This window comes from Mycobacterium persicum (genome assembly GCF_002086675.1).
Taxonomy (GTDB): domain Bacteria; phylum Actinomycetota; class Actinomycetes; order Mycobacteriales; family Mycobacteriaceae; genus Mycobacterium; species Mycobacterium persicum.
Genome location: NZ_MVIF01000026.1, coordinates 1 through 12,286 on the forward strand (window position 1 = coordinate 1; position 12,286 = coordinate 12,286).

At 67.2% G+C, this 12,286-nt stretch carries 13 protein-coding genes; 5 read left to right on the forward strand and 8 right to left on the reverse strand.

Features of this window, described 5'->3' with window-relative positions; translation table 11 throughout:
• Positions 1-35: 35 nt before the first annotated feature.
• The gene (locus BST40_RS10885; RefSeq protein ID WP_083154234.1) at positions 36-1,088 is read right to left on the reverse strand and encodes an iron-containing redox enzyme family protein; all 1,053 of its coding nucleotides are present in this window, start codon (positions 1,086-1,088) and stop codon (positions 36-38) included.
• Between the two features lie 315 nt (positions 1,089-1,403).
• On the opposite strand from BST40_RS10885, the gene BST40_RS10890 reads away from it, so the two are divergent.
• Positions 1,404-2,465, forward strand: coding sequence for a lysophospholipid acyltransferase family protein (locus BST40_RS10890; RefSeq protein ID WP_083154236.1), 1,062 nt, complete (start codon positions 1,404-1,406; stop codon positions 2,463-2,465).
• Here the strand turns inward: BST40_RS10890 and BST40_RS10895 are convergent.
• From BST40_RS10895 to BST40_RS10915, 5 genes are read right to left on the reverse strand one after another with little or no spacing between them, the layout of a single operon-like run.
• On the reverse strand, positions 2,462-4,666 hold the full coding sequence (locus BST40_RS10895; RefSeq protein WP_075547809.1) for a SpoIIE family protein phosphatase: 2,205 nt from the start codon (positions 4,664-4,666) through the stop codon (positions 2,462-2,464). The genes BST40_RS10890 and BST40_RS10895 overlap by 4 nt on opposite strands.
• Positions 4,663-5,289, reverse strand: coding sequence for a SpoIIE family protein phosphatase (locus BST40_RS10900; protein WP_075547810.1), 627 nt, complete (start codon positions 5,287-5,289; stop codon positions 4,663-4,665). Before BST40_RS10900 ends, BST40_RS10895 begins: the two co-directional genes overlap by 4 nt.
• Positions 5,279-5,692 (reverse strand): anti-sigma regulatory factor, encoded by a 414-nt coding sequence (locus tag BST40_RS10905; RefSeq protein ID WP_075547811.1) that lies wholly within the window; start codon positions 5,690-5,692, stop codon positions 5,279-5,281. The genes BST40_RS10900 and BST40_RS10905 overlap by 11 nt, the downstream gene beginning before the upstream one ends.
• Complete coding sequence (locus BST40_RS10910; RefSeq protein ID WP_075547812.1) at positions 5,682-6,071, reverse strand: STAS domain-containing protein; 390 nt, start codon at positions 6,069-6,071, stop codon at positions 5,682-5,684. Before BST40_RS10910 ends, BST40_RS10905 begins: the two co-directional genes overlap by 11 nt.
• 30 nt (positions 6,072-6,101) lie before the next feature.
• Positions 6,102-6,992 carry an STAS domain-containing protein gene (locus tag BST40_RS10915; RefSeq protein WP_371687272.1) on the reverse strand — a complete coding sequence of 297 codons (891 nt, stop codon included), beginning with the start codon at positions 6,990-6,992 and terminating at the stop codon, positions 6,102-6,104.
• Between the two features lie 176 nt (positions 6,993-7,168).
• On the opposite strand from BST40_RS10915, the gene BST40_RS10920 reads away from it, so the two are divergent.
• From BST40_RS10920 to BST40_RS10935, 4 genes are all read left to right on the forward strand, one after another.
• On the forward strand, positions 7,169-7,537 hold the full coding sequence (locus BST40_RS10920) for an STAS domain-containing protein (RefSeq protein WP_075547814.1): 369 nt from the start codon (positions 7,169-7,171) through the stop codon (positions 7,535-7,537).
• A 258-nt stretch (positions 7,538-7,795) separates the two neighbouring features.
• On the forward strand, positions 7,796-8,194 hold the full coding sequence (locus BST40_RS10925) for a heme-binding protein (protein WP_083154257.1): 399 nt from the start codon (positions 7,796-7,798) through the stop codon (positions 8,192-8,194).
• A 117-nt stretch (positions 8,195-8,311) separates the two neighbouring features.
• Entirely contained in the window at positions 8,312-8,821 is a 510-nt protein-coding gene (locus tag BST40_RS10930) for a DUF6328 family protein (RefSeq protein WP_083154258.1), read from the forward strand.
• A 68-nt stretch (positions 8,822-8,889) separates the two neighbouring features.
• Positions 8,890-9,945 (forward strand): DNA topoisomerase IB, encoded by a 1,056-nt coding sequence (locus BST40_RS10935; protein ID WP_083154237.1) that lies wholly within the window; start codon positions 8,890-8,892, stop codon positions 9,943-9,945.
• Positions 9,946-9,955: 10 nt separating this feature from the next.
• Here the strand turns inward: BST40_RS10935 and BST40_RS10940 are convergent, their stop codons facing one another.
• Both BST40_RS10940 and BST40_RS10945 read right to left on the reverse strand, forming a co-directional pair.
• Positions 9,956-11,008 (reverse strand): helix-turn-helix transcriptional regulator, encoded by a 1,053-nt coding sequence (locus BST40_RS10940; RefSeq protein ID WP_083154239.1) that lies wholly within the window; start codon positions 11,006-11,008, stop codon positions 9,956-9,958.
• Positions 11,009-11,039: 31 nt separating this feature from the next.
• Positions 11,040-12,248 (reverse strand): glycosyltransferase, encoded by a 1,209-nt coding sequence (locus tag BST40_RS10945; protein WP_075547816.1) that lies wholly within the window; start codon positions 12,246-12,248, stop codon positions 11,040-11,042.
• Positions 12,249-12,286 lie beyond the last annotated feature (38 nt).

Here is a 12,286-nt window from a genome sequence, read left to right on the forward strand (position 1 = left end):
CGACGACGAACCCCCACCCTTTTAAGCGCGAGGGCCTACACCTCGTCCAACGGCCGGCGCAGCGATGTCTCACCGGCCTGCCACGACCGCATCAGGCAGTCGGCCAACCGGTTTTCGAGGAGCTCGAACGCCCGCATCCCGAACACGATGTCCTGCTCGAGGTGTGGTTCTCGCTCGGCGAGATCGCCCACCACGTCGATGCGGACCACCTGTTCGTGTACCGCGTCCGCTTCCACGTGTTCGTGGTAGAAGGCGACACATTCCTCGGGTGCCTCCATCCGGCGCAGCGCCTCGACCATCCGCCGAGAACCCGGTGGCGAGGTGATCTCCGTCGCCGCGAAGTGTCCGATTGCGGCGCCCCGCAACCGCCGGTGCAGCCCGAACAACGACATGATGTTGACCACCGCCAGTGATTCGGCGGGAACCACGTCGAGATACCCCAGGTAGGTCGAATCGAGTCCGGCCGCGTCCAGGAGGTCGGCGAAAAGCTGCTGGTGCACCCGCGGGCCATAACCGGCACCGTATTCGTCGAACTCGACGGCGACGAATGCCGCCTTGGCCTGACCGGTCAGGCGTGGAATTGCCCAGGCATGCGGATCACCCTCTTTGAGGTGATACAGCGATCGGTGTGCAAAATATTCACGCATCTGCCGCCATGTTCCGGTGTCGCGCAGGTAATACGACGGCCCAGTGCCGTCGACGGGCTCTATCGAGAGCTTGTCCATTTCGGCCACGGCGGTGTCGTGCGGCTCGATGGGGCCGACATCACGACGCACGCCCGTCAGGAAAGCCCGCTCGAATTCGGCACGTAGGTGCAGCAGCGCGGGATTCCACTCCCAAGTCGGATCCACTCCGGAAAAGCCGCGGTAGTGCAGCTCATAGCACATATACAAGGCCAGCTGCAGATCGTGGCCGTAGGGATCGACGTCGCCCACCGAGGCGCCGATGCGGGTGAACTGGTCGCGGGGCGCCGGCCCGGTCAACGCGCGGCGCACGGCGATCGACAGTGGTCCGTGTCCGGCCGGTAGGGACGGCTCGACGTCAGATGAGCGTCGCTGCTTGACGGGCCTGAAGGTGGTACGGGTCACGCCCTTGAATACCCCGGATCCGGTAACTCAACCTGCCGCGGTTCAACCGAGGATCGGCCGTAGCCGCCGCGGGCGGCTAATGCGATTTGACGACCCGGACAGATTTGCCGCGATGCCGCCACGTGAATTGTGCTCCGGCAAGCCGTGATCTGAGCGAGATCGCCTGGATAATTTTCGTCCAACCCCATGTCTTCTATTGCCGATATGTAAGGACTAAACTCCTTGCATGCGCTGCGGGGGCGGCGCCGGCCAGGGTCTAACACAAGGCCCACTTCACATCCATTCCAGACACTCAGAGTGCCGGGGGGTTCGTCTATGCCCGCGAGGACCAATGTCATTGCATTGCAACCGAATCGACAACGTTTAGCGACACGGAATCAGGCTGGCCGCCAAAGCAGCCGGCACACGGCATTGCGGCCCACGCTTGCGCCGCCCAATTCCAAGGCCACTCAACGGCGGGCGGCCGCCGTCATCCGAGACCTCGATCAGAAGCGCGCCTTCGGAGCCAGGGTGCCCGGGGCCCAGGCGCCGGCCAACGAGCTCGCCCAACGGGTCGCCGCCGTTGCCCAATTCCTGCGCAAGCGACTGACCGGGGACTATCGCGTCGACGAGTTCGGCTTCGACCCCCACTTCACCGACGCACTGGTACGGCCGTTGTTGCGGTTCTTTTCGCGGTCGTGGTTCCGGGTCGAGGTCAGCGGGATCGAAAATCTGCCCGACAAGGGCCCGGCACTGGTGGTCTCCAACCACGGCGGGGTGTTGCCGGTCGATGCGCTGATGATCTCGACGGCGGTGCACGAACACCATCCCGCGCACCGAAACCTGCGAGCGTTGGCCGCCGATTTGTGTTTCGACGTGCCGGTCATCGGCGAGGTTGCCCGCAAGGCCGGTCACACGCTGGCCTGTCCCACCGATGCTCATCGGCTGCTGGCGGCCGGCGAACTCGCCGTGGTGTTTCCCGAGGGATACAAGGGCTTGGGCAAGTGCTTCAAGGACCGCTACAAGCTGCGCCGTTTCGGCCGCGGCGGCTTCGTGTCGGCCGCGGTGCGCGCCAAAGCGCCGATCATCCCGTGCGCGGTGGTGGGTTCGGAGGAGATCTATCCAATGCTGGGCGATGTCAAGCCCTTGGCGAGGCTGTTGGGCCTGCCGTACTTCCCGATCACCCCGTTGTTCCCGTGGGCCGGAACGGCCGGGCTGATACCGCTGCCGTCCAAGTGGCACATCGCATTCGGCCGGCCGATCGGCACCGCCGACTACGACCGCGCCGATGCCGACGACCCCACCGTCACATTCGAACTGACCGACCACGTACGGGAGACCATCCAGCAGATGCTGTACAGCCTGTTGATCCGCCGCCGCAACGTCTTCTTCGGCTAGCGAGGCAGCCGAAACAGCATCTCGATGGCAGTCCCGCCCGGGCTGTTGTCGATTTCCACGGCGTCACACAGGGCGTTGATCAGCGTCAGGCCCCGCCCGCCGTTGCCCGGATCGGCCGCCGGTGTCTTCCACGACCCGGAGTCGACGACCCGCGCCTGCACCGCTTCGTCGACGGCTCTCACATCGACCAGCATGGTCCCGACGCGGTGCCCGCGGTATGCGTGCTCGATGCAATTGGTACAGGCCTCGCTGATCACGAGCACGATGTCGCCGGCCCGTTCGTCGGAGACGTCGGCGGCTCGCAGCCACCACGCCAGCTGGCGCCGGATGCCCGCCAATTGATCTGGGGTAGCACTGGTTTCGATGCGTAGCGGCCCGTGTGGATGCCGGTATGCCACCATTGCGACGTCGTCGTCGTATCCTGCGGCCGGCGCCAATCGGCCCAGCACGGCATCGGCGACGGCATCGACCGGCAACATCATCGACGCTGCCAACACGTCGGCGACGCGTCCCAGGCCTTCGTCGATCGACTCGTACTTGCGCTCGACCAGGCCGTCGGTGAACAGCATCAGCGTCGAGCCGGGCAGCAATTCCTGGGAAGCCTCCGGGCGCGGCTGCGTTCGCCGGACCGCCAACGGCACCGAGCGGGCGTCGGTCAACAACGTGGTCCCGCGGCCGGGCTCGGCAAGCACCGCGGGCATGTGCCCGGCGTTGCTGTAGTCGAGGATCCCGGATTTGGTGTCCAGGATCGCCAGAAACACAGTGGTGCAGTAGGCATCCGGAATCAGCGACGCGGCCGCGTCGAGTTGTTCGAGCAACAGTGCGGGTTGCGCGCCGGTGAGTAACAGCGCGCGCGCCGAGCTGCGCAGCTGGCCCATGATCGCGGCGGCTGGCAACCCGCGGCCCACGCAGTCGCCGACGACAATGCCGATGCGGTGGTCGTCCAGTGCCAGCACGTCGTACCAGTCGCCGCCGATCTCCAACGGCGGCACGGCGGGTTCGTAGCGGACCGCGAAGCCCGGCGGCGGCTTTACCGGGGGCAGCATGGCCCGCTGCAGGGTCAACGATGTCTCACGGGCGCTCTCGAATTGCCGGACATGGCCGATGGCCAGGCTCAGGTGACCGATGAGCACCGTGACCAGCAGCCGATCCTCGGCGGTCACCCAGCGCGGCACCCGCAACTCGAGCCACAGCGCGACGTCGGCGGCACCCGACAGCACCGCGACCAGTCCCCGGGCTTTGCCCGGAGTGTCGGGCCACTCGATAGTTCTCGCCGTCAGCGGCAGTTGTTGGCGTGCCTCCTCAAACGTCTGGCGCAGCATCGGATCCATTCTGCGCCAAGACTTTTCGGATGGCTCCCCGGCGACCTGGACGGTCGGTTCACCGTCGCCGGGAGGCCATATGACGGCAACCACGCGTTGCACGTCGACCGCGCTGCGGCATTCGTCGAGGGTGATGGACAGCACCTCGGCCATGCTCTTGGCCACACCGACCGACGTGGCCAGCCGCAGCACCGCGCTTTCCCTTGCGGCGAAAGCTCGTTCGGCGGTGATGTCGCGCACCGTGCCCACGTACACGTCGCGGTCCGCGACCGCGCCCCGAACGGCGTTGATACTGACTGTCACCCAGACCAGATGGCCGTCGCGGTGCCGGATCGGCGTCTCGTACTCGGCAAAGCCGTCCCGCCGGACCCGCTGCTGTTGCTGGGCCGCGCTTTTCTTGTCGAGCAGCCACGGATGCGGCCACCGGTACGGCAAACCTTCCGGGGGATAGCCGATGATCTCGGCGAACGCGCTGTTCATCTCGATCACGGCGCCGTCGTGGTCGGCGACGAAGAATCCTTCCTGCAACGAGTTCACCAGCGCGTTGCGGAAGGTGTCGCGGTGGGCGAGATCCTCGGCCCGGGCCCGCTGCTGCTCGTAACGCCTGGTGCCGTCAAGGAATCCGCGGGTGGCGATGTCGAGGGCTGCCAGGGTCTGCAGCAGGAACTCCAGCGCGATCGGCCGGCCCGACGCGGCGTCTGCCGAGAGCTCGTCGAGCAACCGGAAGTGGTTCTCGATGATGTCGAGCATGCTGATGCGTTCCGCTAAGGCCCGGCGTCCGAGCTCATGGCCGACGGCCAGGCTGTCCTCGTCGCGCTTGTCCAGGTAGGTACGCAGCGCGGCGAAATAACGGGCGCGAAAGTCGTCGGTGTAGGTCATGTCGAGATGCCCCGGTGACGCGCGGCGAGCACCATCGCGTCGTCAGTGTCCTTGGCGTGCTTGACCAGTATCTGCTCGGCGATGGCGGTGGCGGAAGCAGCGAAGTCGATGTGGTCCAGGTGGTCGTCGGTGATGCCGTCGCTGGCGACGACCAGCAGGTCACCGGCGCGGATCGGCACCACCTTGGCCGGCGTGACCTCCGGTACCCGGTAGCCGACGATGCCGGCGGTCAGCCGCACGCTGGAACTGATCCGGACCCCGCTGATCGCCTTGGCGACCAGGTTGGCGGCCACGTTTCCCACGCCCGTCCAGCACAGCCCGCCGGCGGAGAAGTCGATTCTGGCCAGGGTCATCGCGACCCCCCGGGTGCCGTACAGCATGCGGTGGCAGAGCTGGATCAGCACCTCGAGACGTTCGTCGCGGGCGTCGTCGAGCACCTTGACGGCGATCCGTGCGGCCCGGGCGGCCTCCGGGCCGTGTCCAAGTCCGTCGAGGACACCGAACAGCGCCGCGTCACCGCCGATCTGGACCGCGATCGGCAGGTCGCCGCAGGTGTGCTCGCCCGGCCGCGGCCGGCCCGCGACCGCCCACTCGATCGGCCCGAACCGGCCGTTATCGCGCACGGGGCGGAACCCATTTCCACATTTCGACGATCGTTCCGCGACCCACCGCCGACTCGACGATCAGCCGGTCCATCAGGCGCCGCGCGCCCGGCAAGCCCATGCCCAGCCCGCGGCCGGTGGAGTAGCCGTCCTCCATCGCACGATCGACGTCCGCGATGCCCGGCCCCTCGTCCTCGGCGCGCACCACCAGCGCCTTGCGGCCCTCGCGCTCGGCCACCGCGACCCGGACCTCGCCCCGGCCGGCGTAGCTGGTGATGTTGCGGGCGATTTCGGAGATCGCGGTGGCGATCATGGTGACATCGGTCAGCGAGAACCCCAGCTCACTGGCGAGCTGATGTCCCGCGTGGCGAGCAGCGACGATGTCGTCGGGGTGGTCCACCTCGACGACGATGTCATCCGTCACTGCCGGGCCCGATCATCGGCTTTTCCAGGCCCAACTTGCGGTTCAGCAGCGCCAGGCCTTCCTCCAAGTCGAGCGCGGTGTGCATATCGTCGAAGGCCAGCCCCAGCTGCACCATCGCGAAGGCCACCTCCGGGCGCAGGCCCACGATCACCGTCTCGGCGCCACGCAGCCGGATCATCCGGGCGATCGTCTGCAGGGACCGGGCGGCAAACGAATCCAGCACCTCCACGGCGGTGACGTCGACGATGATGCCCTGGGCGCGGAATTCGGTGACGCGGTCCATCAGACGCTGCCGGAAGAGCTCGGTTTCGGAGTCGGTGAGCGCCGAGCGCACCGTCGCAATGAGAATCGGTCCCAGCTTCAGAATGGGTACCGGCATGGGCTGACCTTTGATGAGTGCCTACCCGGTCTAGTCGCCGGTGCGGGTGACTTCGTAGCCCAGCAGCCGCTCGGCTTCCTCGATACCGCCCTGTAGGTCGCCGACGGCGTTCATCTTCGACAGGTCCAGCCCGATTGTGACCAGGGTCAAAGCGATTTCGGAGGACAGGCCGGTGATGATCACGCTGGCGCCCATCAACCCGGAGGCGTCCACCGTTTGCACCAGGTGGTTGGCCACCGTCGAATCGATGGTCGGTACCCCGGTGATGTCGATGACCACGACCTTGGCGCGGTTGGCCCGGATGGCGCGCAGCAGCTGCTCGGTGACCTGGCGGGCGCGCTGGCTGTCCAGCACGCCGATGATCGGCAGAATCAGCAGCTGCTCGCGCACCTGCAGCACCGGCGTCGACAGCTCGCGGATGGCCTCCTGCTGCTGGCGGATGATGCGTTCACGTTCCTGCACGAAGCTGACCGCCACGGTGTTGGCGATCCGGTTGGCCGCCGGCTCGTAGGCGTCCAGCACCTGGTTGAGCATCTCGAAGTCGGTCTGGTACTTCTCGAACAGTGACCGGGCGAGCACATCGCGCAGCAGCAGCACGATGCCAACGACCTCGTCGGTCTCCACGCCCCGGGGAATGATGCGTTCCGACAGGTCGCGGGCATAATCCTGCAGCGCCTCGACGCTGCCGGTCTCGAGCACCTCGACGTAGTTGTCGTAGACGGCGGTCGCCTCGGAGAAAATCTCCTCCGGCGTCATCGCGGTGAGCAGCTCGGCCGCGGTGATCCGGCGCGCCCACTCCTCGCGCAACCCGGTCCGGTTCTGCCGCAGATGCTGCACCAGCTGTGGCAGCAAACCATCGCTGGAGACCGTCTGCGGGACGGTATTGGTGTTCGAAGTGTTCGAAGTAGTCGTGAGCTCCATCGGCAAGTCTGACATCTGGCCTCCCCAAGTGCCATGTCGCGCCCCGAAGGGCGCAGCTCATATGGGGAGACTAGCCTGGGGCGCGCCGCATAACGCGTCAAGGTCTTCTTCTTCTCGCAGTTCGGGAGGCGGGTTAGGCTTGCAGTACCCCCACGGCTTTGGACAAAGGACCGCCATTGTCAGCTCCTGATTCGATCACCGCCGAGGTCACGGACCACGACGGGGTCGCTGTGCTCAGTATCGGTGGCGAAATCGACCTGGTCACCGCTCCGGCCATGGAAGAAGCCATCGGCGGCGTGGTCGCCGAAAATCCGACGGCATTGATCATCGATCTGTCCGGCGTGGAGTTCCTCGGCTCGGTGGGGCTCAAGATCCTCGCGGCGACCTACGAGAAACTCGGCGGTGCGGCCGAATTCGGAGTGGTCGCGCGAGGCCCGGCGACCAGACGGCCGATCCACCTGACCGGCCTGGACAAAACCTTCCCGCTATATCCGACGCTGGACGAGGCATTGACCGGCGTGCGGGACGGCAGGCTGAACCGCTAACACATCACGTTTTCGTCACGATCGAGATAACGATCGTCTAAGAACTCGTCTTCACTTCTGAGAATTTGGCCGTTCCTTAACACAACGGGTCACACCAGTGCGCAACCGTCACGGCAACGACGGTTGCCGCCGCAGGCGCATGTTCGTCCTGGGCGAACGGCGCCCGGCGGCTGCTTTTCCTTCCGCTACTTTGGCTTTCGGGGATTCGGGAGCCTCCATGATCGGTTTGCTCATGCGAATCATGTGAAGGAATACGTCATGAAATTCAGCAGTATCGTCGCGCGTCGGCGCGTCGCCGGGGTCAGCGTCGGTTGCCTGCTCGGGGGGCTGGCCATCGGGGTCGTGGCCGCGCCGTCGGCGGTGGCCGCACCCGACTGCAGTCCGGAAGGCGTCCACGCCACCATTTCGTCGGTGACCGGCTCGGCGCAGCAGTACCTCGCCGCGCATCCGGGTGCCAACCAGGTCGTCATGGCCGCCTACGGGCAGCCGCGAGGCGAGGCGGCCGCCAACATTCGCAACTACTTCACCGCGCACCCCAACGAGTACTACGACCTGCGCGGGATTCTGGCGCCGATCGGCGACACCGAGCGCCAGTGCAATGTGACGGCCCTGCCCTCGCATCTGGAGTCGGCCTACCACGAGTTCATGGCGGGCTGACGCGGCGCCGGCAGCCGGAACGACCCGCCCCGACGATGTGGCGGGTCGTTCGGCTTCGGCCGGGCAAGCCGGTGGAAAATCGCCGTCCGGGTCTCGTCGAATGCGATGATCACCGGCATGGATGTCGACCATCCGGACCGGGACCAGCGCTTGGATCAGCGCAGACGCGGGGAGACCGAACTCCAACGGCTCGACCGCAATTGGAACAGCCTGCTGCAGGAGCTGCGGGTGGTCCAGACCGGTGTTCAGCTGCTCACCGGCTTCCTGCTGACGCTGCCGTTCCAGCAGCGCTTCGACACCTTGACGCTGCACGGTGTGTATCTGGCCACGGTGGGATGTTCGGTGGCCGCGACGGTGCTGCTGATCGCCCCGGTGGGCATGCACCGGCTGCTGTTTCGGCGGCACCGCCTGGTGGTTCTGGTGTCGGCGGCGCCCCGGTGCGCCTACGCCGGTTTGGTGCTGCTAGGCCTGGCGTTGACCGGGGTGACGGTCATCATCTTCGACGCGGTGTCCGGGGTGACCGCCGGCATCGTCGCCGGGGCCTGCGCGTTGGCGCTGTTCGCGGTTTTCTGGGTGCTGGTTCCGCTGTTGCTGCGCACCCGCGACGTGCACCCGCCGGACTACTGACCCGCCGAGCCCCGGTGTGAGCCGCTGTCGCGGTGGGTAATTCCTCTGGGGACATGAGAGGAGCGCCGATGCGGCTGCGTCGCAGCGTCCTGAGCAAGCCCGGGATCGCCCGTAAACGGCGGGGTAAGGGCTTCGCCTACTACGGCCCGGACGGCGAGTTGCTGACCGACGGCCAGACCCTGCAGCGAATCAAGGATCTGGTGATCCCGCCGGCGTGGCAGCAGGTGTGGATCGCGCCGTATCCCAACGCGCACATTCAGGCGGTCGGCACGGACGCGGCCGGACGCCGTCAGTACCTCTACCACCAGGCCTGGCAGCAGGAGCGTGCCGAGGAGAAGTTCGACCGCGTGCTGGATTTGTCCAAGGAGCTGCCGGCGCTGCGGCGCCGGATCGCGGAGGACCTCGGCGGCCGGGGTCTGACCCGCGACCGGGTGCTGGCCTTGGCTCTGCACCTGCTCGATCTGGGCTACTTCCGGGCCGGTGGTGAGCAGTATGCGGACGACAACGACTCCTACGGGATCGCCACCCTGCGCTGTGAGCACGTGACGGTGCGCCGCGACGCTGTGGCCTTCGACTACCCCGCCAAGAGCGGGGTGCGGCGCACCCTGGAGATCGACGACCCCGAAGTCGTCCGCGCGGTGCGTTCGCTGACCCGCCGAAAGCCGGCTTCGGAGCGATTCCTGGTGTGCCGCAACGGTTCTGGATGGGAAGAGATACGTGCTGACGACCTCAATGCGCGCTTCAAGGAGTTGGTCGGCAACGACTACAGCGTCAAGGACTTGCGGACCTGGCACGGCACCGTGCTGGCGGCCGCGGCGTTCGCCGACGCGGACCCGCCGGTGTCGCAACGGGTGACCAAGCGGGTCGAGGCGGCCGTGATGCGCGAGGTCGCCGAGGAACTGGGCAACACCGCGGCGGTGGCGCGCGGCTCCTATGTCGATCCCCGGGTGGTCGCCGGTTACGAGCAGGGCGCGACGATTGCCGCGGCGGCCCGGCGCGCGCGCCGCGCCCGCCGGGCCGCTGCCGCGCAGCAGATCCTGGAAAAGGCCACCCGGATGCTGGTGCAACGAATCGCTAAGGGGCAGAACGCATCCGGATTGCGGAAGTTGGCCAGAACGGCGTGATCCGGCGGCGCTACCCGGCGGCGGTGCGCTTGAGCGCGGTGTGCGGACTTTCGCCGTAGGTCTGGCGATAGAGTACGGCGAACCGGCCGGTGTGGGCGAAGCCCCAGCGCTGCGCGATTTCGCTGACCGTGGTGGCCGATCGATCGCCGGAGATCAGATCTTGATGGGCTCGATGCAGCCGGACCCGGCGAAGGTACTCAGTGGGAGTGGTGTCGAGCTGCTGGCGGAACAGGTACTGCACCGCCCGCGGCGTCAGATGCACCACGGCCGCCACATCCTTGACCCCGATGTTCATCGCGGCGTGGCGGTGAATGAACGACATCGCGGTTTGCAGGGCCTTGGGGACCGATGGGTCGTTGGGCGACGACGTTCCCGCGGTGACGTTGGACGGAAAGCACTCGAGTAGCGCGGCGGCCAGCAGGCGACCGGCCGCGGTGACCAGGAGCGGGTGCCGGGCGGTGTCGGCGGAGGCGAAGCTGGTGGTGACGTAGTCGAATGCGTCCCGCCACATGCGGGCCGCCGCGGGGGTACGCGGCCGGGAACCGAGGAACTCGACCTGCTGCGGCATCGGCGTGTGTGACCCCGCGGCGACCTGCCGCAGCAGGTCGGCGTCGATGCTGGCAATGGTGAACCGGACGCTGTTCAGCCGCAACAGCCGCGGAAATCCGTCGACGGCCAGCATCGGAGTGTCCGCGTTCGGAGAGCCGTCGCCGACCGCGATCAACGAGCCCGAGCGCGGCTGGATCACCTCGAAGCCGTCGCTGGTGCGGATTTCGCAGTCGACTCGGCCCTGGATCGTCACGTCGTCGACGGTGAGGTGTTCGGTTGCACACCGGCGGTGGGTGATCGTCGCTCCCCTGGCGAACTCGGTGATTCGCCAGCCCGGGTGATAGGCGTTGCCGAAGAATCTCTGGGCGGCGACCGGGTCGGCGGTGTGGAAGTGGGCGTAGCGCACCGCGGCCGGGCCGTCCGGTTGTTGCGGGCGATCCTTGCCGTCAAGGCTGACCGCGTCGCGCAGCTGCGGACGGGCACGGCACCGTGTGTCCTCGGTAACACTTGTCATTGTTGACAATAATGGTAGTGGATCTGCGCCACTATCGGGCGCTCGCCACGGCTTGCTGTTCGACCTGCGAGCTCACCTGACGATAGATGTTTAGCGCATCGAGCGCGATGCGCTCCCAGGTGAACCGCGACTCTGCGCGCAACCGCCCCGCGGCTCCCATTCCCGCACACTGGAAGCTTTGTCCTTGAAGAGTTTTCAATGCGATTGCCAATTCCCGGTGGTCGTTCGGCGATACCAGGAGTCCGGTGACCGAGTGCACCACGGTGTCGACCAGGGCGCCGGTGGACACCGCCACCACGGCGACGCCGCTGGCCATGGCCTGCAACGCGGCGCCGGCGCGCGGCGCCTGCCGCGGCGCGCACGCTACCACGTCCGCCGACCGCAGCAGCGCCGGCAGTTCGTGGGCCGCAACCGGGCCGGCGACGCGGACCCGGTTACTCACCCGCAGCTCGGCGGCGAGGTTTTCCAGGGCGCGCCGAGCTTCACGGTGCCGGGAGCCGGCCGGGGCGCTTTCGGCGATGACCAGTTCCGCCGCGGGGATCTTAGGCAGGGCGCGGATCGTCGCGTCGAAGCCGCTGTCCGGCGAGGGATCTGGGGCGACGCAGACAATGCGATGCTGGTCGCCACGGGCGAGCGCGGGACCCACGGGAGTAAAGCGGTCGACATCGACACCTGCCGACAAGACCGACAACCGCGCACGGGTGCGGCGCAGCCTGGCCAGCGCGCTGACGTCGTCAGTGCTGCCGGCGGTGACCCAGGTCGCGTTGCGGGCCAACAGCGGTTCGAGCCGGGCGCGTTCGGAGCCGTCGGGATGGCGACCGGCTCGGTGCGGCTGCGTGGTCAGGCCATAGAAGCTCTGCACGGTCGGCAGGCGTTGACGTTTCGCCGCCAGCTGGGCGGCCATGCCCCCCAGCCATCCGAGGGCATGAACGACGTCGGGAGGATCCGACGCCCACACAGCGGCAAGTTCGGCGGCCCAGTCGCCCACATAGGGCAACACCTGCACCGCAGGAATCGCCGCCACCGGGCCGGCGGTCACCGCAACGATCCGATAGCCGTGACCGGTCTCGGCACCCGCGGCATCCGAGAAGGTCGCCCGGCGGCGTACGAAGGCGGTGACGTCGTGCCCCTGGGTAGCCAACGCGGCGCACAGCTGCCCGCAGTCCTCGGTGACGGCCCCACCGTACTCGGGGTCGTACTCCTGAGCGACGTCGTCACCGCAGACGATCGCGATCTTCATTCGGCCATCCTCCGAACCTCGCGACTCCCTTCCCGCGT